Here is a 19,632-nt window from a genome sequence, read left to right as displayed (position 1 = left end):
GTCTACATCTTTTCCGGAGCGCTGACGCCGAGCAGTTCCAGGCCATTGGCCAGCACCTGTTGGGTGGCGACCGCCAGGGTGAGCTTGGCGTCGCGCTCGGCGGCATCGTCCACCAGCACCTTGCTGTTGTGATACCACGTGTGGAAGGCGTGCGCCAATTCACGCAGGTATTGCGCGATCTGGTACGGCTCCAGCGCCTGGCCGGCGATTTCCACCACTTCCGGGTAACGCGACAGCTCCAGCATCACCGCCAGCGAGTGTTCGTCGTCCAGGCATGCGAGCTCGGCCAGGCCGTGGGCCTGGTCGTACTTGTAGCCCTTTTCCTGCGCCTGGCGCAGCACGCTGCACACCCGCGCATGCGCGTACTGCACGTAGAACACGGGGTTGTCGTTGCTTTGCGCGCGCGCCAGGTCGATATCGAAGGTCAGCTGCGAATCGGGCTTGCGCGCGATCAGGAACCAGCGCACCGCATCGGCGCTGGTTTCTTCGATCAGGTCGCGCAGGGTGACGTAGCTGCCGGCGCGCTTGGACAGCTTCACTTCCTCGCCGCCGCGCATCACCGTGACCATCTGGTGCAGCACGTATTCCGGCCAGCCTTGCGGGATGCCCAGTTCCATCGCCTGCAGGCCGGCGCGCACGCGCGTCAGCGAGCCGTGGTGGTCGGCGCCCAGTTCGGTGATGGCGCGCTCGTAGCCGCGTTGCCACTTGGTCAGGTGATAGGCCACGTCCGGCACGAAGTAGGTGTAGGTGCCGTCGGACTTGCGCATGACGCGGTCCTTGTCGTCGCCGAAGTCGGTGGACTTCAGCCACAGCGCGCCGCCTTCTTCGTAGGTATGGCCGGAGGCGATCAGCTTCTGCACCGCTTCTTCGACCTTGCCGTCCTTGTACAGCGAGCTTTCCAGGAAGTAGATGTCGAAATCGACCCGGAACGCGGCCAGGTCGTGGTTTTGCTCGTTACGCAGGTACGCCACCGCGAAGCGACGGATCGATTCGAGATCGGCTGGGTCCTTGGTGCCGGTGACCAGATGGCCTTCCAGGTCGACGGTGTCGCCGGCCAGGTAGGCACTGGCCACATCGGCGATGTAGTCGCCGCGGTAGCCGTTTTCCGGCCAGCTGTCGCTGTCGGGGGTGAGCCCCTGCGCGCGTGCCTGGACCGACAGCGCCAGGTTCTCGATCTGCACGCCGGCATCGTTGTAGTAGAACTCGCGCTTGACGTTCCAGCCGTTGGCGTCGAGCACGCGCGCCAGGCTGTCGCCGATCGCCGCGGCGCGGCCGTGGCCGACATGCAGCGGGCCGGTCGGGTTGGCCGAGACGTATTCCACGCCCACCGAACGGCCGTTGCCGGCCAGCCCGCGGCCGTAGTCGTGGCCTTGCTTGATCACATGCGCCACTTCGCGCTGATACGCGGTGGGGGCCAGATGGAAATTGATGAAGCCCGGACCGGCGATGTCCACCTTGGCTACGTCGTCGCTGGCCGGCAGCGCGGCAACCAGCGCCTGCGCCAGTGCGCGCGGATTGCTGCGAGCAGCCTTGGCCAGCAGCATCGCGGCATTGGTGGCGAAGTCGCCGTGCTCGCGGGTCTTGGGTCGCTCGACCACAAAATCCGGCGGCAGGGTGTCGGCGGGCAGGGTGCCATTGGCGCGCAAGGCTTCAATGCCTTGGCCGATCAGTGCGCGGAGTAGGGCTTTCACGTGGGATCTGCTTGGAACCAAACCAGCGATTTTACCCGACCGCGCGGCGCAGGGTCCGACCGATGGTTCAGGTCAGCGCACCACTGCTCATTCCAGCCAGCCGCGCTCGGCGAACGACACCGGTCGACCATCGCCGATGACGAAATGGTCCAGCAGGCGGATATCCACCAGCTCCAGGCTGTCCAGCAGCCGCTTGGTGACCGCGCGGTCGGCCTCGGAGGGCTCCGGATTACCCGACGGGTGGTTATGCCCGACGATCACCGCCGCCGCGTTGTGCAGCAGCGCCCGCCGGACCACTTCGCGCGGGTGGATGTCGGCCCCGTCGATGGTGCCGGTGAACAGTTCCTCGAAGGCGATGGCGCGGTGGCGGTTGTCCAGGAACAGCGCCGCGAACACTTCATAGGCCCGCGCGCGCAGCCGCTGCGAGAAGTAGCGGCCCACGCTGGGCGGGTCGCTGAGCGCCTCGCCGCGCTCCAGCGCGCTCATCAGGTGCCGCTGGGCCAGCTCCATCGCGGCGGCAAGCTTGCAGGCCGAGGCCGGGCCCAGCCCGGGCAGGCGCGCCAGCGTCTTGGCCGGGCGGTCCAGCAACAGACGCAGCGGGCCGTGCCGGTGCAGCAGATCGCGCGCGGTCTGCACCGCATCCTGGCCGCGCAGGCCGGAGCCGACGAAGATTGCCAGCAGCTCGGCATCGGACAAGGCAGTGGCCCCGCGCGCCAGAAGTTTCTCGCGCGGGCGTTCGTGGGTGGGCCAGTCGTGTATGTGCATATGGCGAGATTGCCGGTGCTCATCGCCGACGCCCATCAGGCCAAGCAGAGGCATCGGCTAATCTAGTTGTCCTTGTAACCGTAGGACGACTCCGACGTGATCGGCTCCACTCAGGCCCGCCCCCTGGACGGACAGCGTTTGCTGCTGTGCGTCGGCGGAGGCATCGCCGCTTACAAATCGCTCGAACTGGTCCGTCGCCTGCGCGACGCCGGTGCGCAGGTGCAGGTCGCCATGACCGGCGGTGCGCAACAATTCGTCACCCCGCTCAGCTTCCAGGCATTGTCCGGGCAGCCCACCCGCACCACGCTGTGGGACAGCGCCGCCGAGCAGGCGATGGGCCACATCGAACTGGCGCGCTGGGCCGACCGGGTGATCGTTGCCCCGGCGACCGCCGACCTGCTAGCGCGTCTGGCGCATGGTCTGGCCGACGATCTGGTCACCACGCTGTGCCTGGCCACGACCGCGCCGCTGACCGTGGCGCCGGCCATGAACCACCGCATGTGGCTGCATCCGGCCACCCAGGCCAACATCGCCACCCTGCGCGCGCGCGGGGTGGCGGTGGTGGGCCCTGACGACGGCCCGCTGGCGGAGGGCGAATCCGGCCCCGGCCGGCTGGCCGAACCGGCGGCGATCCTTGCGGCGCTGGCCGGCGGCGCGGCGGTCGCCAGCGCAGCCCCGGAGGGCGCCAAGAGCGTCGCCGCGCCCGTGTTCATTCCCAGCAGCGCCCAGCTGGAAGGCCTGCGCATCGTGATCAGCGCCGGCCCCACCTTCGAGGACCTGGACCCGGTGCGCTACGTCGGCAACCGCAGCAGCGGCAAGATGGGCTACGCCCTGGCCGCCGCCGCTGCCAGGCAGGGTGCCGATGTGGTGCTGGTCAGCGGGCCGGTGCACCAGACCACCCCGGAGGGCGTGCAGCGCATCGACGTGCGCTCGGCCGCGCAGATGCGCGACGCGGTGCTGGGTGCATTCCCGGCCGACATCTACATCGGCGCTGCCGCCGTGGCCGACTACACCCCCAAGCGGGTGGTGTCGCAGAAGATCAAGAAGACCGGCGAAACGTTGACCCTGGAGCTGGTACGCACCCCGGACATCCTGTCCGAGGTCGCCGCACAGACCGGGGCGCTGAAACTGGTGGTCGGTTTTGCTGCCGAAACGCACGATGTGGAGCATTACGCCCGTGGCAAGCTGGCGGCCAAGCGGCTGGACCTGATCATCGCCAACCAGGTGGGGATCGAAGGCGGCGGATTCGAAAGCGACAACAACGCAGCCACGGCCTATTGGCAGGGCGGCGAGCGTGTGTTCCCCAGCAGCAGCAAGACCGAGTTGGCAGACCAACTGCTGGCCCTGATCGCGGAGAGATTGCAGGCATGAGCCCCCCAACCCAGTCCTTGCAGGTGAAGTTGCTCGACCCGCGCTTCGGCGATCTGTGGCCGCTGCCGGCCTATGCCACCGCATCCAGCGCCGGCATGGACCTGCGCGCCGCGCTGGAGGCGCCGATGACGCTGCAGCCGGGCGATGCGGCGCTGATCCCCAGCGGTATCGCGATCCATCTGGCCGACCCGCAGCTGTGCGCGGTGATCCTGCCGCGCTCGGGGTTGGGCCATCGCCACGGCATCGTGCTCGGCAACGGCACCGGTTTGATCGATGCCGATTACCAGGGGCCGCTGCTGATCAGCACCTGGAATCGCGGCCGCGAGGCCTTCACCATCGAGCCGGGCGACCGCATCGCGCAGCTGGTGATCCTGCCGATCGTGCGTATGGGCTTGCAAGTGGTGGATACTTTCGTCGACAGCGCGCGGGGAGCGGGTGGATTCGGCCACACCGGCGTGCGCTGACAGGGGAAATTACATGAGCAAGGCGAACGAGCGCAGGCAGGGGATGTCCAGCGTGCGTACGAGTGGTCCGGTGTTGGGAGGCATATTGCTGCTGCTGGCTGCCTGGTTCGGCTGGAACAGTTATGCGCAATGGCGCCAGGACGCGGTGGCGCAAGGGCTGGAGCAGGCGCGCGACCGCGCGGTGCAGGACGTGGGCCAGGCCATGGCCACCCAGGCCAGCCAGCTCGACGCGGTGCTCAAGCAGCCGCCGGTCATCGCTGCGTTGGCCGGTGGCGACGCGCTGGCGGCCGCATCGGCCATCCGCGAGCGCTTCAAGGGCGCCGAGGATGTGCAGGTGCTGCCTGGCGACCTTGCCGCGGCCTATGCCAACCCCAAGGATTTCGGTTACGCGCGTCTGAGCCTGCTCGAATCGGCGCAGGTGGCCGACCGGGCGCAGGTCCGGGTGGTACGCGAGGCCAAACAAGTCCGCCTGGGCGTGGCTGCCGCGGTGCGCCTTGGCGGGCAGCCGGCGGTGGCGTATGCGCGGTTGCCGTTACTGCGCCTGACCGGCCCGCTGGATGCAATCGCGGCACCGGACAGCGCCTACCTGGCCGTGCGCCAGGGCAGCTACAACGTGGCCCAGCAGGGCGATATGGCACTGGCCGATGCGGCCGAAACGCTGGCCAGGCCGCTTGGGACCAGCGGCTTGCGCGTGGCTGCGGCGGTGCCGCAAGGCGACAGCGGCCCACTGGGCCTGGGCGCCGTCGGTTGCGCCATCGTGGCGGCATTGCTGCTGATCATTGCGGTACTGCTGGTGCTGGCCAGCCGGGGTCAGGTGGCCTTGCCACGGCGCCGGGTTGCCGACCAATCCGGCGCCGATGAACCCACCTTCAGTCAGAGCCTGCAGCACGACGCCAGCGTTGCCAGCGAGGCACGCGCGCTGGACGCCGAGGCACCGCCGGCACCGCCAGCGCTGGTGCCGGCGGTGCAGGTCGCCACCGAGATGTTCCGTGCCTACGACATCCGCGGCGTGGTCGGTAAGGACCTCAACCCCGGCGTTGCCGCCTTGGTGGGCCAGGCCATCGGCAGCGTGATGCAGGCGCAGGGACTGCGCGATGTGGTGGTCGGTCGCGACGGCCGGCTGTCCGGGCCGGAGCTGAGCAACGGCCTGATCGAAGGCCTGCGCCGCGCCGGCTGCAACGTCACCGACATCGGCCTGGCACCGACGCCGGTGGTGTACTTCGGCGCCTACGAGCTGCGTGCCGGCAGCTGCGTGGCGGTCACCGGCAGCCACAATCCGCCGGACTACAACGGTTTCAAGATCGTGATCGGCGGCGAGACCTTGTCCGGCGCCGCCATCGCCGAACTGCACCAGCGCATCAACGAAGGTCGCCTGCATACCGCCGCCACGCCTGGCGAACTGGAACAGCGCGACATCAGCGATGCCTACATTCAGCGTATCGCCGATGACGTCCAGCTCGATCGCCCGATCAAGGTGGTGGTGGACGCCGGCAACGGCGTGGCCGGTGAGATCGCACCGCGCCTGCTGGAAGCGATCGGCGCCGAAGTGGTGCCGTTGTACTGCGACATCGATGGCACCTTCCCCAACCATCACCCTGATCCGAGCGAGCCGCACAACCTCAACGATCTGGTGAAGATGGTGCAGCGTTTCGATGCGGATATCGGCGTGGCGTTCGATGGCGATGCCGATCGCCTGGGCGTGGTGACCAAGGAAGGCGCGATGGTGTTCCCCGACCGCCTGCTGATGCTGTTCGCTGCCGATGTCCTGCAGCGCAACCCTGGCGCATTGGTCATCTACGACGTGAAGTGCACCGGCAAGCTGTCCGACTACGTGTTGCGCAACGGCGGTAGTCCGCTGATGTGGAAGACCGGGCATTCGCTGATCAAATCCAAGATGCGCGAGACCGATGCTGAGCTGGCCGGCGAGATGAGCGGCCACTTCTTCTTCAAGGAGCGCTGGTACGGCTTTGACGACGGCATCTACGCCGCCGCACGCCTGCTGGAAATCCTGGCCCAGCGCGAGGAAACCCCGTCCGACGTGCTGGACGCCCTGCCCGAGAGCGTCTCCACGCCGGAGATCAAGGTGCCGGTGGAAGGCGATGCGCATGCGCTGGTGGCGCGCTTTGTCGCGCGTGCGCAGACCGGCGAAGAATCGCCGTTCGAATCGGCGCGGCTGTCGACCATCGACGGGCTGCGCGCGGACTTCATCGACGGCTGGGGGCTGGTACGCGCTTCCAATACAACGCCGATCCTGGTGCTGCGGTTCGAAGCCGACAGCGAGGCCGCATTGCAGCGGATTCGCACGCTGTTCCGCAACGAACTGCAGACGTTGTTGCCGGAGCATCCATTGGCGTTTTGATCGCCGGATGCGCGGACCGTCCGCTGCGTTGCCTGGGCAGGGGCAGCGCAGCTGGGCCGGCGGGCGACGCGGCGGGCCGTTATCCGGCTCGCTTCGGTGTACGCGATCAACCGTGTGTTGCGCCTGTTCCGGTTGGCTCGGCACGATCGCAGTGCGTGGTGATCGACGCGGCGTCGTGACCGTCCGTCAATAGCCAGACTGCGTCCCAGTACGGATACTCGCCCACCTGCTCGGCCAGGCCCGCCCGCAGGGGCAATGCGACCAGCGTGCGCGCGAACTGTCGATGATCGCTTTGCAGCGGGAGCGCCGAGACCTGCATCTGCGGCTGCCACACCGTTCCACCACGCCCGCGTGCGCGATTGACTGCATCGGCGGTCCTCAGTCGCGCCGTCGCCGCCAATTGCAGCAACACCGCCTTGCTCGGTGCCTGCAGCAACCCGCACCACGCCTCAGGCAACAGCACCCAGCACAGCAACTGCGCACCTTGCCAATGGCGTGGCAGCGCCAGGCTGGCCGCCGCGGCGCGAGCGCAGCGCCAATCGGCGAATAGCGGCACGCGCTGATGCGTGGGCAGCCGCAGATGCCAATACGTGGCTTCAAGCGTCGGCGTGGACAGGAGGCGATGACGGAGCGCAGTGGACATGGTCACAGGTTGCCCGCGGCGCGAGAGCGGCAACATCGGCGGGCAGTCCATCATCGCGTCGGCCGCGCGCGCAATGGCGTGTCCGAAAAGCGGGCATCAGCGGTCAGCGCTATCGCCACGCCTCCGGCAAGCTGCGCTGCATGGGGTGGATGCCGCAGGTGGCGTCAAGGCGCGTAGGCGCACATCAATCACGCTGCATCGCACCCCAAAACCTGGTCAGTGAGATGCAGTGCAGCCGTATCGCTTGCGTACGCTGATGCATCGCCAACCACGATGGATCACCGAACATCGGATGCAGCAACGCGCTTTGCAGCGCACCGGGATCATCTCGATCCGCCGCGGATCACCAACGGCGTTCGATCACCAGCAACCATCCGGACCAGGCAATGCGAATCCCGAATCCCGAATCCCCGCCTCAATGACCGGCCCGGTCGCGTTTCCACCCGCGATGCTTCACATCCAGATACAGGCTGTAAAACGCGGTAAACGCCGGGAACAGGTTCTGCAGCACACCGACCGAATCCTGCTTGGCCGAAAACACGAAATAGCTCAGCGTCATCAGGCTACCGACCACGCTCATGTACCAGAACAGGCGCGGAATCACCGGTTTGCCGGCGCGCTTAGAGGCAACGAACTGCACCAGCCAGCGGCCACCGAACATCAGCGCACCGACATAGCCGATCAGCTTCCACCCGGTCACATGGATGCCGGTCCAGTACAGCCAGGTCAGTTGTTGGTCGAGCAAGGACGGGTCCATCAGCGTTCCTGCACCACGGTGCGCTTGCTGCGGGTGATCAGCCAGGCCACGCCGCGCAGGTCGCGGATTCCGACTAGCGCGCGATTGAGATTGTTGTACTTGGACACGCCGGCGGTGCGGTGGCGGTGGTTGACCGGCACGCTCACCGTGCGCCAGCCGGCGCGCTGCATCAACGCCGGCAAATAACGATGCATGTGGTCGAAGTACGGCAGGTCCAGGAACGCCTCGCGCTCGAACAACTTGATGCCGCAGCCGGTATCGGGCGTGTTGTCGCGCAGCATGCGCGAGCGGATCGCATTGGCCCATTTGCTGGCCCAGCGCTTGGAGCCGGAATCCTGGCGGTTGACCCGCCAGCCGGCGAACAGCTTCACCTGCGGCTCGGCCTGGCTGCGCGCGATGAGCAGCTTGGGGATGTCGGCCGGGTCGTTCTGGCCGTCGCCATCGAGCGTGGCGATCCAGCTGGCGCGCGCGGCCTTCACCCCGCTGCGCACCGCCGTGCTCTGGCCGCTCTGGGTCACATGATGCAGCACGCGCAGTTCCGGCGTGGTGCTCTTCAGGTCTTGCAGCACCGCGAGCGTGTCGTCGCGCGAATGGTCGTCGACATACACGATTTCGAAGGCCACCACGCCGCGCAGGGCGCGGACGATTTCGCCCACCAGCGTGGCGACGTTATCGCGCTCGTTGAATACCGGGACGACGACGGACAACTGAGGTTGGCTCATGGATGCGGGGTAGCCGGATGAAGGCTGAGCGAAAAAGATCGGGCATTGTGCCCTGACTCTCTGAGTCAGGCATGAAGCATGCACGCGTTATGCGCATTGGACCGGTTGGAAGCAGCCTGTAGCGTACGGTGGGGAGGTGGCAAGGCTGCGAAGGCGTGGGCCAGCGGGCCGATCACGCGCCCTCTTCCGGTGCATCAGCTGGCACACATCGCCATGCATTGCGTGGCTGCCATGCGGTCGTACGCCCGGGCGGCTGCTGGAAGGTAGGCCCTGCATCTGGCTCGCATGGCAGCCTCCGCGCTCCGTGCGCCCATCGACGCCTTCGCACCTCCCCGTAAATCCCGCCAAGCGCTAGGTGCGCTCGCCGAAATACTGCCGGCACCACTCCACGACCTGCGGCAAACCACGCTCGACCGGGGTCGCCGGATCGAACCCGAAGGCCGCCTGCGCACGCTGCGTATCGGCCATGGTGCGGATCATGTCGCCCGGCTGCATCGGCCGGTAGACCTTCTCGGCTGCACGGCCTGCGGCCTGCGCAATCACGTCGATGAAGGTCTCCAGCTCCACCGGCGTGTGGTTGCCCAGGTTGAACACCCGGTGCGGCACCGGCGCGGTGCTGGGCGTGTCCAGCGCGCCCAGCACACCGGCCACGATATCGTCGACGAAAGTGAAATCGCGCTGCATCTTGCCGTGGTTGAACACCTCGATCGGCCGCCCCGCCAGCACCGCACGGCTGAAGATCAGCGGCGCCATGTCCGGCCGGCCCCACGGCCCGTACACCGTGAAAAAGCGCAGTCCGGTCGCGCGCAGGCCATACAGCTGCGCATAGGTGTAGCCCATCAATTCGTTGGCGGCCTTGGTTGCCGCATACAACGAACGCGGTTGGTCCACGCGCTGGTCTTCGGAAAACGGCGGGGTGGCCGAATCGCCGTAGACCGAACTGCTCGAGGCATACACCAGGTGCTGCACACCGCGGTGCCGGCACAGCTCGAGCATGTTGACGAAGCCAACCAGGTTGCTGTCCACGTAGGCGTGGGGGTTTTCCAGCGAATACCGCACGCCCGCCTGCGCAGCCAGATGCACCACGCGGGTCGGCTGGATCTCATCGAACAATGCGGCCAGGCCCTCGCGATCGGTCAGGTCCAGCGTGCGGATATCGATGCCGGGGCACAGCGCCGCCACCCGGTCGTGCTTGAGCTGCGGGTCGTAGTAGCTGTTGTAGTTGTCCAGCCCCACCACCGTCTCGCCGCGGGCCGCCAGCGCGCGGCAGGTATAGGCACCGATGAAACCGGCAGCGCCGGTGACGAGAATGGTCATGGCTGTGATCCTGGGAAATGCGGAAACAAAAGGCTGGCGCTCCGGCTGCGCATGCGCGGCGCATTGCAGGCGCCGCTGCGAGCGGGTTCGGCATCTCTATGCTGCCAACGCGCCTGCCGTGCGCGGCGTGCCAGGCGCGATTTGCCGCGGCCGCCGCGCATGCGGTGCTCGAGATCAAGGCTGCAGCGCGCCACGCGTCTTCGTTCACCGCAGCGCGAGCGGCGCTTCGCTGGCAAGCTTGGCCTTGCGCTCGGCGCTGAACTTCCACCACGGCTGCGCCGCCTCGCCGTCCATGAAGCGCACGATCGACAGGAACACATCGATCACGCAGGGGTCGTGCAGCACGCCGGTGCGCAGGCACAGCTGTGCGTGCATGTCGTAGGCATCGCGACCGCGCAGCTGCGCAGGCACGCGGATGCCGATCAGGCGCAGGTCCTTTTCGCAGGCCGGCCCGACGTTGGGCAGGTCGGTCAGCTGCAGCAGGTGCTGGCGGTCCACCTTGGCGGGATTCATGGCCGACGAAGATCCTGTTGGATGTGCAAGCGATCAGCTGCGCTGCATGCGCAGGCGTTCGAGCACGCCGTCCAGCGTGTCCAGATCGGTGTAATGGATCACCAGCTTGCCCTTGCCGCCGCGGCCGTGATTGAACACCACCTTGGTGCCCAGCGACTCGGACAGTTCGGTTTCCAGCGAGGCGATATCGGCCTGTGGCGCCACCGGCGCCGGCTTGCCCTTGCGCAGCGAGCCGGGCACCTTGCCGGCGGCAAACTGCTGCGCGCGGTGTTCGACCTCGCGCACCGACCAGCCCTGGTCGGCTGCTTCCTGGGCCAGCTTGCTGGCCAGCTCCGGCGCCAGGGTGAGCAGCGCGCGCGCGTGGCCCATTTCCAGCCGGCGGGTTTCCAGCAACACGCGAATGGCCACCGGCAATTCCAGCAACCGCAGCAGATTGGAGACCGACGCACGCGAGCGTCCCACCGCGCCGGCGGCCTCGGCATGGGTCAGCGAAAATTCGTCGATCAGCCGCTGCAACGCCTGCGCTTCTTCCAGCGGGTTGAGGTCTTCGCGCTGGATGTTTTCGATCAGCGCCATCGCGATGACGGTGCGGTCGTCCAGCTCGCGCACCACCACCGGCACTTCGGTCAGCCCAGCCAGCTGCGAAGCGCGCCAGCGACGTTCGCCGGCCACGATCTCGAACTGCCCCGGCGCCAGCTCGCGCGCCACGATGGGCTGGATCACGCCTTGCGCCTTGATCGATTCGGCCAGCTCGGCCAGCTTGACCTCGTCCATCTCCCGGCGCGGCTGATACTTGCCCGGCTGCAGCTGGGTCACCACCAAGGTGCGCAGGGTATCGCCGGGCTGCAAGGCCTGTTCGTCGGCACCGGCCGGTGCGGCGGCGGCCGCGCCCTTGGGCCCCAGCAGCGCTTCCAGGCCACGGCCCAGGCCACGCTTCTTTGCCAGCGGCGGCTTGCTCATCAGACGGTCTCCACGGGCCGGACGGCCTTGTTGCGGTCGTTCTGGCGGCGCACGATCTCACCGGCCAGGCCCAGGTAGGCCACCCCGCCGCGCGAGGTGCGGTCGTAACCGACAATGCTCTGGCCATGGCTGGGCGCCTCGGCCAGGCGCACGTTGCGCGGCACGATGGTGCGAAACACCTTGTCGCCGAAATGCTCGGTCAGCTCGGCCGATACCGCATTGGCCAGGTTGTTGCGGATGTCGAACATGGTGCGCAGCACGCCTTCGATTTCCAGCGTCGGGTTGAGGTTGGCGCGCAACGCTTCGATGGTTTCCAGCAGCGCGGTCAGCCCTTCCAGCGCGTAGTACTCGCACTGCATCGGCACGATGATCGAATCGGCCGCGGTCAGCGCATTGAGCGTGAGCAGCGACAATGCCGGCGGGCAATCGATCAGGATGAAGTCGTACTCGTCGCGGATCGGCGCCAGGGCGCGCTTGAGCCGCTGTTCGCGTTCGCCCTGGTCCATCAGCTGGATCTCGGCAGCGGTCAGGTCGATGTTGCCTGGCAGCAGGTCGAAGCCTTCCGGCGCGGTCACCCGGATCTGCGCGGCGGTGTTTTCGCCCAGCAACAGGTCGCAGGTGGAGGCGGCCACATCGCGCTTGTCGATGCCGCTGCCCATGGTGGCGTTGCCCTGCGAGTCCAGATCCACCAGCAACACACGCTTGGGCGCGCGCGCCAGGCCGGCCGCCAGATTGACCGCGGTCGTGGTCTTGCCGACGCCGCCTTTCTGGTTGGCAATGGCGATGATCCGGGCCATGCGGGAGAGCCTCGTGGGCAAAGAGTAAGACCGGCCATTATGCGGGCAGGGCGTCGGATCGGGAAATGCCGCCCGCGGCGGTGCGCCGCACGGCCGGAATGACGCAGGCGCCGGTCAGCCGGCGGGCGGGGTGCCGGCGGGTGGCTCCTTCATGGCCCGGTAGCGCTGCAGGATGTCGGCGATCTCGCCATCCAGCGCCACCCGTTGCTGCTCGAAGCTGATCTGCAGACGCAACTGCGCCATCAGATCGCGATGGCGCTGCTGGATGTCGCCGGCCAGCTTGTCAGCCACTGCCTGGCCGGCCAGCTCGCGGTCGCCGGCGCTGCGCAGCAGGCTGGCCAACCCCTCGCGCAGGCTGGTCACGTTGAAGCGCGCGGTATGGATGTTGTTGTCCACGATGGCGATGCGCTCCTTGAACACCCGGCGCAGGTCGTCCTCGCTCTGATAGGACATCAGCATCGCCTGGTCGGTGCGCTGGCGCATCTGCTCGGCGGCCAGATCGGCCTGGCGTTGCTGCTCGCTGGCCGCAGCGGCAGCGCGCTCATCGCTGCTCATGGCGCGCTGCACCTCGGCGCTGCGCATCCCGCTCTTGACGTTGAATTCGTCGCGCGCCTGGTTCACCGCCTCCGGGGGCAGCGTATCGCTGCACACGCGGGCGCCGTTCTGGTTCCAGCAATACAGCTTCTTGCCGGCCGGCTTGTCTTGCGCGCCGGCTGGCGCCGCCATGATCAAGGTCGCAGCGACAGCCGCCGCAACGGCGAACAATGCCGAACGTGTGTGTATTGGCATCATCGCAGCCCCCTGTCGCCTGCCGTCAGCCTGTGGTGTCGGTCCCGTAGCGGCCACGATAGGCCAGCAGCGGTTCCTGGAAGCCCACAAGGTCGGCGTTTCCTGCCGCAAAAGCAAGCAGGTCGCCCAGGTTGGCCACCGCGATCACCGGGATGCCGGCCTCGGCCGCCACCGCCTGGGCGGCGGAACGGCGGTCCTGATCGGACGCGATCTCCTGCCGGTCCAGCGCCACCACGATCCCCGACGGCATGCCGCCGGCGGCACGGATGATGGCCAGCGCCTCGCGGATCGCGGTGCCGGCGGTGATCACGTCATCGACGATCAATACCTTACGGCCGGCCAGCGGCGCGCCGATCAGGGTGCCGCCTTCGCCATGGTCCTTGGCTTCCTTGCGGTTGAACGCCAGCGGCAGGTCGCGTCCGCGCCCCGCGTAGGCGCAGGCCAGCGCGGTTGCCAACGGAATGCCCTTGTAGGCCGGCCCGAACAACAGGTCGAAGTCCAGCCCGGCCGCATCGATCGCATCGGCATAGCACTGCGCCAACTGCGCGGTCTTGGCTCCCGAATCGAAGCGCCCGGCATTGAAGAAGTACGGGCTGAGCCGCCCGGACTTGAGCGTGAACTCGCCAAAGCGCAGGGCATCGGCGTCCAGGGCCAGCTGCAGGAAACGGGTGCGGTGGTCGGTCATGTGACGAGATTGGGGAGTAGGGATTCGGGATTGGAAAGCATAGCCGGTCGCGCCTTGCGGCATCCGCTGATGCGGTACGCTTTGACGAATCTCCAATCCCCATTCCCGAATCCCGGCTCTTCATCCATGCGCATCATCAGTTTCAACGCCAACGGCCTGCGCTCGGCCGCCAGCAAGGGTTTCTTCGCGTGGTTCGCCGCCCAGGACGCCGACGTGCTGTGCGTGCAGGAAACCAAGGCCCAGGAGCATCAGCTGGCCGGGCCAGACTTCCTGCCCACCGGCTACAAGGCCTGGTTTCGCGACGCCAGCACCAAGAAGGGCTATAGCGGCGTGGCGATCTACAGCCGGCACGAGCCCGACGAGGTGCGCACCGCGCTGGGCTGGCCGGAGTTCGACGAAGAGGGGCGCTATATCGAAGCGCGCTTCGGCAACCTCAGCGTGGTGTCCTTCTACATCCCCTCCGGTTCCTCGGGCGAGTTGCGCCAGGACTACAAGTTCCAGGTGATGCAATGGCTACGGCCGATCCTGGAGCAGTGGCTGGCCAGTGGCCGCCAGTACGTGCTGTGCGGCGACTGGAACATCGTGCGCACGGCGCTGGACATCAAGAACTGGAAATCCAACCAGAAGAACTCCGGCTGCCTGCCGCCCGAGCGCGATTGGCTCAACGGCCTGTGCGCCGACGCGCCAGAAGACGCCAACCCCGCCGAAGGCCGCGGCTGGGTCGACAGCTACCGCGTACTGCATCCGCAGGGCCAGGACTACACCTGGTGGAGCAACCGTGGCGCGGCGCGCGCCAACAATGTCGGTTGGCGCATCGACTACCAACTGGTCACCCCCGGCCTGCGCGACACCTTGAAGGCCTGCTCGATCTACCGCGAAGAGCGCTTCTCCGACCACGCGCCGTACATCGTGGATTACGCGCAGTGAGGCAGGCCAAGGCTATGGTTTCGGTCATAGCGCGCCGGCATGTTGCAGAACGGGGCCAAGACTTCGCCGGCAACATCGCCATCCGGCGGCAGCTCGGCCACTGCAGCACGCGCGGCGGCTCTCATTGGCCCTTACGCAGTCGGCCGATGCCTTTCGCAACCTTCTGCTTCGGCACGGGAGTGCGTCGTTACGGTCCTGCACAGACCGCTCAAGACAGGACGCGTGACGCCATGACGGCCCTCCGCGGCGGGCTGCATGCAGCGGTGCCGTGGGCCGCGCCGGCCACGACCACTGGCGTTCGTGCTCGCCGGAGTGACGCATGACCACGTCTGCACCGGGCTATAAGGGCTGGCGTGGTATCCAGCGCGCCTTCGCCACGCCATCGGCGGCGACCATGGCACTGCTGGGCTTCGGCAGCGGCTTGCCGTTCCTGCTGATCGCCTCGCAGACCTTGTCGACCCGCTTGCGCGATGTGGGGCTGGACCTGGGCAGCATCGGCTTGATCAGCCTGGCCAGCTTCTTCTATCTGCTCAAGTTCCTGTGGGCGCCGCTGATCGACCGCTATGCGTTTCCGCTCACCGCGTTTCTGGGGCGCCGTCGCTCCTGGCTGCTGGTGGCGCAGATCGGCGTCACCATCGGCCTGTTCGCGCTGGCATTTTCGCGCCCGGACCTGAGCGTTACGGGGTTGGTCGGCTGGGTGTTGTTCGCCTCGTTCTGGGGCGCGACCCAGGACTCGGTGGTGGATGCCTACCGCATCGAAATCGCTCCGGATGCCGCGCAGGCCGCGTTGGCGGCGACCTACACGCTGGGCTACCGCATCGGCCTGATCCTGGGCGGTGCCGGTGCGTTGTACATGGCCCAATACCTCGGCTGGACGTGGGCGTACGTCGGCATGGCCGCACTGATGCTGGTGCCGATCGTCACCACCTTGCTATGCCGCGAGCCCGACCGGCCCGAGGCGACGGTCGTGCGCCGCGTGGACGTCGCCGGTGCGTTCTGGCAACCGATTTCCAGCTTCTTTTCCAGCAATGGGCTGGCGCTGGGCATCGTGCTGCTGCTGTTCGTGGGCCTGTACAAGTTTCCCGACCAGGTGATCGGCGTCATGGCCGGTCCGTTCTATCTGGATTCGGGCTTCACCAAGGCCGATATCGCCACCGTCTCCAAACTGTTCGGCGTCTGGATGGGCATTGTCGGCGCCTTCGCTGGCGGCGCGGCAATTGCCGCGTTCGGGTTCCGGCGCATGTTGCTGGTGGCCGCGCTGGGGGTCGCCTTGTCCAACCTGGCGTTCCTGCTGATGGCGCACAACCCCGGCAAGCTGTGGGCGTTCTATGCCGCGCTCAGTGCCGATAATCTCTTCCAGGGGTTCGCCGCCACGGTGCTGGTGGCTTTCATGTCCTCGCTGACCGACCGCAACTTCACCGCAACCCAGTATGCGTTGCTGGTCTCGCTGGCCAACCTGCCGGGCAAGTTTGCCGGTGGCGTGTCCGGGTTCGTCGTCCAGGCGACCTCCTACAGCACCTTCTTCATCCTCAGCGCCCTGACCGTCATTCCCACGTTAATGCTGCTGGCCTGGCTATGGCCGCGGCTATTGGCGCACGACAGGCGGCCGGATTGAAACGTCCGCCAAGGTTGCCGATGATGCGCGCGGAGCAGCGCATTGCACGAGGCAGGGCATGACCGATCTGGTATTGCGTGACATCGACCCGGTGCTGGTGGACCGTATTCGCCGCATTTCCGTCGCACGGGGCTGGACCCAGCACCAGACCGTCATGCATCTGCTCGAACAAGGCCTGTTCGCCAGCGAATACGAAGTCACCGGCGGCCTGCAGCACCCGGAGGTCGATGCCCTGGCCGAGGCGATTGCCGCGCTCAAGGCGCTGCCGGCGGGAAATAATCCCTAGCGCTGCCGCAGCTTCATCCCGGCCAGCACAGGCCAACGGGCTCACGCCGGATAGATCGCCCCCAACAGCCGAGGTCCGGCCGCCCCGGTCACCGCGGGCAGGTTGGCCGCGCGTCCGGCCAGCAGCTCGGCCGCCAGCCAGGCAAAGCCCATCGCCTCCAGGTAATCCGGGTCCAGTCCGTATCGCGCGCTGGATTCCACCACCATGCCCGGCAGCCGCGCCGCCAGTCGCGCCAACAGCACCGGGTTGCGCACGCCGCCGCCGCAGACCAGGACCCGTCGCGTGGTTGGCTGCAGCCGCAACAAGGCATCGGCCACGCTGGCAGCGGTGAGTTCGAGCAAGGTCGCCTGCACATCGGCAGCATCCAACCGCGCGCTGCCCATCGCCTGCACGGCCCAGTCCAGATGGAATTGCTCGCGGCCGGTACTCTTGGGCGGCGGCAACGCAAACCACGGATCGGCCAACAGCGCCTGCAGCAAAACCGCATCCACGCGCCCACTGGCGGCAAACGCACCCTCGGCATCGAACGGCGTGCCGTGATGGCGTTGGCACCAGCTGTCCAGCAACGCGTTGGCCGGGCCGGTATCGAATCCCAGCACCGCGCCATCGCGCGGAATCAAGGTCAGGTTGCCGATGCCGCCCAGATTGAGCACCGCGCGGTCTTCGTCGCCTGCGCCCAGCATGGCCAGATGGAAGGCCGGCATCAGTGGCGCGCCCTGGCCACCGGCGGCCACATCGCGGCGGCGGAAATCGGCCACCGTGGTAATACCGGTGTGCTCTGCAATCCGGCTGGCATCGCCAATCTGCCAGGTGAACGCCGGGTTGGCGTTGGGCCGGTGGCGGATGGTCTGCCCATGCGAGCCGATCGCACGAATCTGCCGGCGCTCCACGCCGCTGTCGCCGATCAATCGATTGGCCGCCGCCGCGAATGCCAGCCCCACCTGCGCGTCCACCTGGCCCAGCGCATCGATGGCCACCGTCTCGGCGCCCTGGCCGAGCGCCACCAAGGTCTCGCGCAGTTGCGGCTCCCACGCCACCGTCGTCCCGGCCACCAATTCGCAGCGGCGGTGGGTGGCGTCGGCAAAGCGCACCAGCGCGGCATCGATGCCATCGGCGCTGGTTCCCGACATCAGGCCCAGATACAAGGGGGAGTCAACGTGTTCGAAGACAGACATGCCGAAGCCAGAAAGACACGGCCGGCCAGCTTGTGCAGCCGGGCCGGGTCCGTCAACCGGTCTTACCCCGGTGGCAGCCGTGCAGCGGGCGCGTCATCGTCGGGCCACGCGCGCCAATCGCTGCCGCGACAATGGCCCATGCCTCGAGATTCCCCACCCATCTCCGGAATCGTCAAGGTCTGCAGTCGCCTCAGAAGCTGTCGCTCGACAGCCAAGACCAGGTGCCGCATGGGGACATCGCAGCGTTCAACACCTGCAGTGCGCCGCAACCCGTAGCTGCACGGCAACTACCAGGCGACACGGCTGGAGGCAGCGCCGAACCTGCCCGCCACCACCTGCGCAGCCGCAACGCAGCTGAGGCAGTGACCAGCCGCAGGCCTCAACTGCGCGACTTGCCCTTGGCCGGCTTGCCGGCGTCGGCGTAGATCAGCTTCTCCATGCCCTCGATACGGGCCATGGCCGGCGCCGTCTGCGCGCGGAACGCCGCCAGTTCGGCGCCCTGCAGCGGCTCCGGCGGCGGCATCGTCACCGACATCGGGTTGCGCTGCTGCCCGCCCACGCGGAATTCGTAATGCAGATGCGGGCCGGTCGCCAGGCCGGTCATGCCAACATAGCCGATCACCGTGCCCTGGTTGATGCGTTGCCCGGCCTTGATCTTGCCAAAGCGCGACATGTGCCCGTACAGCGTGCTGTAGTTCTTGCCGTGATCCAGGATCACCACGTTGCCGTAACCGCGCTGGGTCCCGACAAACACCACCCGCGCATCGCCGGCTGCCATGATCGGCGTGCCCGAGGCGGCCGCATAGTCCACACCCTTGTGCATGCGCATGGTGCCCAGCACCGGATGCTTGCGCGCACCGAAGGTGGAGCTGATCCGGCTATAGGCCACCGGCATGCGGATGAAGCTCTTCTTGAGCGGGCGGCCAGTGATGTCGAAGTACTCGGCCGGTTTGCCGGCGCGCTCGAAGCGGAACCCCGTATAGGTCTTGCCGCCAGTGGTGAACGTCGCCGCCAGGATGTCGCCGGTGCTGATCCGCTCGCCTTCGCGCCAGGTTTCATCCATGACCACGCTGAACCGGTCGCCGGGCTGCAGATCCTTGTCGAAGTCGATGTCGTACTTGAAGATCTCGTCGGTCATGATCGCCACCGCCGCCGGCGACAGTCCGGATTTGCCGGCCGAGGCATACAACGAACTGCTGATCTCTCCGCTGGCCACTACCGTGCGCGTGGTCGTCGCCCGCTCGGTCACGTTCTCGCGCACGGCGTCGCCCAGCAGGCGCAGTTCCACCCGATGACTGTCGTCGCGATCGAAGCGCAGTGCGCGCAGCTGCCCCGGCGTCGGCATGTCGAAGGCGATCTCGGTACCCGGACGCAGCTTGGTCAGCGCCTCCTTGGTCCCCGGGTGCGCCAACACCTGGTACATCACCGTGGTCGGGATTCCCAGCTCGCCGAACAAGGTACTCAGGGTCTGGCCCGGCTTGACCTGCAGAATTTCCCAATCGGTGCTCGGTGCCAGCTGCTTGCGGCTGGGAACCAGCGGCGGCAACGGCAATGCCAGCGTGGAATGGCTGGAAAGCGGTGCGTCGATGGCGTTGGAAAAACCCGGCACGATCGTGGCGACCAGCGCACCGATGGTGGCGAACAGGCTGGCGTGAATCCAGTGACGGCGGGTCCAGCGGTCATTGAATGCCGCCGGCAGATGCGCCTTGAGCTTGCGATGCAGTGCAGTGTCGTGGAGGACGTGGAGGCGTTCGTGAAAGCGCCGCTTGCGTGCACGGCCCTGCTCTGAGTTCTGC

19 protein-coding genes (1 of these 19 running past the window's edge) are annotated in these 19,632 nt (G+C 67.2%); 6 read left to right on the top strand and 13 right to left on the bottom strand.

Annotated features, from left to right (window positions below; translation table 11 throughout):
• Nucleotides 1-2: 2 nt before the first annotated feature.
• Nucleotides 3-1,691, bottom strand: coding sequence for an arginine--tRNA ligase (argS, locus tag ACCQ16_RS18690; protein ID WP_277573297.1), 1,689 nt, complete (start codon nucleotides 1,689-1,691; stop codon nucleotides 3-5).
• A gap of 87 nt (nucleotides 1,692-1,778) precedes the next feature.
• The gene (gene radC / locus ACCQ16_RS18685; RefSeq protein WP_011348857.1) at nucleotides 1,779-2,456 is read right to left on the bottom strand and encodes a RadC family protein; all 678 of its coding nucleotides are present in this window, start codon (nucleotides 2,454-2,456) and stop codon (nucleotides 1,779-1,781) included.
• Between the two features lie 96 nt (nucleotides 2,457-2,552).
• On the opposite strand from radC, the gene coaBC reads away from it, so the two are divergent.
• The 3 genes from coaBC to ACCQ16_RS18670 are packed head-to-tail and all read left to right on the top strand — an operon-like array spanning nucleotide 2,553 to nucleotide 6,650.
• Nucleotides 2,553-3,827, top strand: a complete 1,275-nt coding sequence (coaBC, locus tag ACCQ16_RS18680) for a bifunctional phosphopantothenoylcysteine decarboxylase/phosphopantothenate--cysteine ligase CoaBC (RefSeq protein ID WP_029820818.1) — start codon at nucleotides 2,553-2,555, stop codon at nucleotides 3,825-3,827.
• On the top strand, nucleotides 3,824-4,291 hold the full coding sequence (gene dut, locus ACCQ16_RS18675; protein WP_372380075.1) for a dUTP diphosphatase: 468 nt from the start codon (nucleotides 3,824-3,826) through the stop codon (nucleotides 4,289-4,291). The genes coaBC and dut overlap by 4 nt, the downstream gene beginning before the upstream one ends.
• A gap of 13 nt (nucleotides 4,292-4,304) precedes the next feature.
• Nucleotides 4,305-6,650, top strand: a complete 2,346-nt coding sequence (locus ACCQ16_RS18670; protein WP_029820817.1) for a phosphomannomutase/phosphoglucomutase — start codon at nucleotides 4,305-4,307, stop codon at nucleotides 6,648-6,650.
• A 106-nt stretch (nucleotides 6,651-6,756) separates the two neighbouring features.
• Here ACCQ16_RS18670 and ACCQ16_RS18665 read toward each other — a convergent pair whose 3' ends face one another.
• From ACCQ16_RS18665 to pyrE, 9 genes are all read right to left on the bottom strand, one after another.
• Nucleotides 6,757-7,329 (bottom strand): hypothetical protein, encoded by a 573-nt coding sequence (locus ACCQ16_RS18665; RefSeq protein WP_218502891.1) that lies wholly within the window; start codon nucleotides 7,327-7,329, stop codon nucleotides 6,757-6,759.
• Nucleotides 7,330-7,708: 379 nt separating this feature from the next.
• Entirely contained in the window at nucleotides 7,709-8,050 is a 342-nt protein-coding gene (locus ACCQ16_RS18660) for a lipid-A-disaccharide synthase N-terminal domain-containing protein (RefSeq protein ID WP_008571195.1), read from the bottom strand.
• Entirely contained in the window at nucleotides 8,050-8,772 is a 723-nt protein-coding gene (locus tag ACCQ16_RS18655; protein ID WP_008571194.1) for a glycosyltransferase family 2 protein, read from the bottom strand. The genes ACCQ16_RS18660 and ACCQ16_RS18655 overlap by 1 nt, the downstream gene beginning before the upstream one ends.
• Nucleotides 8,773-9,123: 351 nt before the next feature.
• The gene (locus ACCQ16_RS18650; RefSeq protein ID WP_008571193.1) at nucleotides 9,124-10,089 is read right to left on the bottom strand and encodes an SDR family NAD(P)-dependent oxidoreductase; all 966 of its coding nucleotides are present in this window, start codon (nucleotides 10,087-10,089) and stop codon (nucleotides 9,124-9,126) included.
• A gap of 204 nt (nucleotides 10,090-10,293) precedes the next feature.
• Nucleotides 10,294-10,602, bottom strand: a complete 309-nt coding sequence (locus ACCQ16_RS18645) for a helix-hairpin-helix domain-containing protein (RefSeq protein WP_008571192.1) — start codon at nucleotides 10,600-10,602, stop codon at nucleotides 10,294-10,296.
• 33 nt (nucleotides 10,603-10,635) lie between these two features.
• A complete protein-coding gene (locus tag ACCQ16_RS18640; RefSeq protein WP_057681271.1) occupies nucleotides 10,636-11,562 on the bottom strand; it encodes a ParB/RepB/Spo0J family partition protein in 927 nt (308 codons plus the stop codon).
• Nucleotides 11,562-12,359, bottom strand: a complete 798-nt coding sequence (locus tag ACCQ16_RS18635; RefSeq protein ID WP_029820813.1) for a ParA family protein — start codon at nucleotides 12,357-12,359, stop codon at nucleotides 11,562-11,564. Before ACCQ16_RS18635 ends, ACCQ16_RS18640 begins: the two co-directional genes overlap by 1 nt.
• A gap of 114 nt (nucleotides 12,360-12,473) precedes the next feature.
• Nucleotides 12,474-13,124 carry a hypothetical protein gene (locus ACCQ16_RS18630; protein ID WP_039417898.1) on the bottom strand — a complete coding sequence of 217 codons (651 nt, stop codon included), beginning with the start codon at nucleotides 13,122-13,124 and terminating at the stop codon, nucleotides 12,474-12,476.
• Nucleotides 13,125-13,173: 49 nt separating this feature from the next.
• On the bottom strand, nucleotides 13,174-13,833 hold the full coding sequence (gene pyrE, locus ACCQ16_RS18625; RefSeq protein ID WP_011348851.1) for an orotate phosphoribosyltransferase: 660 nt from the start codon (nucleotides 13,831-13,833) through the stop codon (nucleotides 13,174-13,176).
• A 126-nt stretch (nucleotides 13,834-13,959) separates the two neighbouring features.
• On the opposite strand from pyrE, the gene ACCQ16_RS18620 reads away from it, so the two are divergent.
• The 3 genes from ACCQ16_RS18620 (at nucleotide 13,960) to ACCQ16_RS18610 (ending at nucleotide 16,661) form a co-directional block, all read left to right on the top strand.
• Nucleotides 13,960-14,760 (top strand): exodeoxyribonuclease III, encoded by an 801-nt coding sequence (locus ACCQ16_RS18620; protein WP_014091280.1) that lies wholly within the window; start codon nucleotides 13,960-13,962, stop codon nucleotides 14,758-14,760.
• 319 nt (nucleotides 14,761-15,079) lie between these two features.
• The gene (locus tag ACCQ16_RS18615) at nucleotides 15,080-16,375 is read left to right on the top strand and encodes an AmpG family muropeptide MFS transporter (protein WP_011348849.1); all 1,296 of its coding nucleotides are present in this window, start codon (nucleotides 15,080-15,082) and stop codon (nucleotides 16,373-16,375) included.
• A gap of 58 nt (nucleotides 16,376-16,433) precedes the next feature.
• Nucleotides 16,434-16,661 (top strand): hypothetical protein, encoded by a 228-nt coding sequence (locus ACCQ16_RS18610; RefSeq protein WP_003489057.1) that lies wholly within the window; start codon nucleotides 16,434-16,436, stop codon nucleotides 16,659-16,661.
• A 41-nt stretch (nucleotides 16,662-16,702) separates the two neighbouring features.
• Here ACCQ16_RS18610 and ACCQ16_RS18605 read toward each other — a convergent pair whose 3' ends face one another.
• On the bottom strand, nucleotides 16,703-17,836 hold the full coding sequence (locus tag ACCQ16_RS18605) for an anhydro-N-acetylmuramic acid kinase (protein ID WP_011348848.1): 1,134 nt from the start codon (nucleotides 17,834-17,836) through the stop codon (nucleotides 16,703-16,705).
• 379 nt (nucleotides 17,837-18,215) lie between these two features.
• Nucleotides 18,216-19,632 carry the 3' portion of a M23 family metallopeptidase gene (locus ACCQ16_RS18600; protein WP_008571183.1) on the bottom strand. 2 nt of this gene lie beyond the right edge of the window, so 1,417 of the gene's 1,419 nt are visible here — the last part of the coding sequence; only part of the start codon is in view: it crosses the right edge, with 1 base visible at nucleotide 19,632; it ends in the stop codon at nucleotides 18,216-18,218.

This window comes from Xanthomonas sp. NCPPB 1062, assembly GCF_041481705.2.
Taxonomy (GTDB): Bacteria; Pseudomonadota; Gammaproteobacteria; order Xanthomonadales; family Xanthomonadaceae; genus Xanthomonas; species Xanthomonas euvesicatoria.
The sequence above is the reverse complement of the archived record's forward strand: the minus strand, read 5'-3'. Positions and strand labels throughout refer to the sequence as shown.

Bases quoted from the DNA above. Each gene is read 5' to 3' on its own strand.
- ACCQ16_RS18605 (WP_011348848.1), bottom strand. From the start codon at position 17,836: ATGTCTGTCTTCGAACACGTTGACTCCCCCTTGTATCTGGGCCTGATG.
- ACCQ16_RS18610 (WP_003489057.1), top strand. From the start codon at position 16,434: ATGACCGATCTGGTATTGCGTGACATCGACCCGGTGCTGGTGGACCGT.
- ACCQ16_RS18655 (WP_008571194.1), bottom strand. From the start codon at position 8,772: ATGAGCCAACCTCAGTTGTCCGTCGTCGTCCCGGTATTCAACGAGCGC.
- radC (WP_011348857.1), bottom strand. From the start codon at position 2,456: ATGCACATACACGACTGGCCCACCCACGAACGCCCGCGCGAGAAACTT.
- ACCQ16_RS18635 (WP_029820813.1), bottom strand. From the start codon at position 12,359: ATGGCCCGGATCATCGCCATTGCCAACCAGAAAGGCGGCGTCGGCAAG.
- dut (WP_372380075.1), top strand. From the start codon at position 3,824: ATGAGCCCCCCAACCCAGTCCTTGCAGGTGAAGTTGCTCGACCCGCGC.
- ACCQ16_RS18640 (WP_057681271.1), bottom strand. From the start codon at position 11,562: ATGAGCAAGCCGCCGCTGGCAAAGAAGCGTGGCCTGGGCCGTGGCCTG.
- ACCQ16_RS18620 (WP_014091280.1), top strand. From the start codon at position 13,960: ATGCGCATCATCAGTTTCAACGCCAACGGCCTGCGCTCGGCCGCCAGC.
- ACCQ16_RS18645 (WP_008571192.1), bottom strand. From the start codon at position 10,602: ATGAATCCCGCCAAGGTGGACCGCCAGCACCTGCTGCAGCTGACCGAC.
- ACCQ16_RS18650 (WP_008571193.1), bottom strand. From the start codon at position 10,089: ATGACCATTCTCGTCACCGGCGCTGCCGGTTTCATCGGTGCCTATACC.
- pyrE (WP_011348851.1), bottom strand. From the start codon at position 13,833: ATGACCGACCACCGCACCCGTTTCCTGCAGCTGGCCCTGGACGCCGAT.
- ACCQ16_RS18665 (WP_218502891.1), bottom strand. From the start codon at position 7,329: ATGTTGCCGCTCTCGCGCCGCGGGCAACCTGTGACCATGTCCACTGCG.
- ACCQ16_RS18670 (WP_029820817.1), top strand. From the start codon at position 4,305: ATGAGCAAGGCGAACGAGCGCAGGCAGGGGATGTCCAGCGTGCGTACG.
- ACCQ16_RS18660 (WP_008571195.1), bottom strand. From the start codon at position 8,050: ATGGACCCGTCCTTGCTCGACCAACAACTGACCTGGCTGTACTGGACC.
- ACCQ16_RS18615 (WP_011348849.1), top strand. From the start codon at position 15,080: ATGACCACGTCTGCACCGGGCTATAAGGGCTGGCGTGGTATCCAGCGC.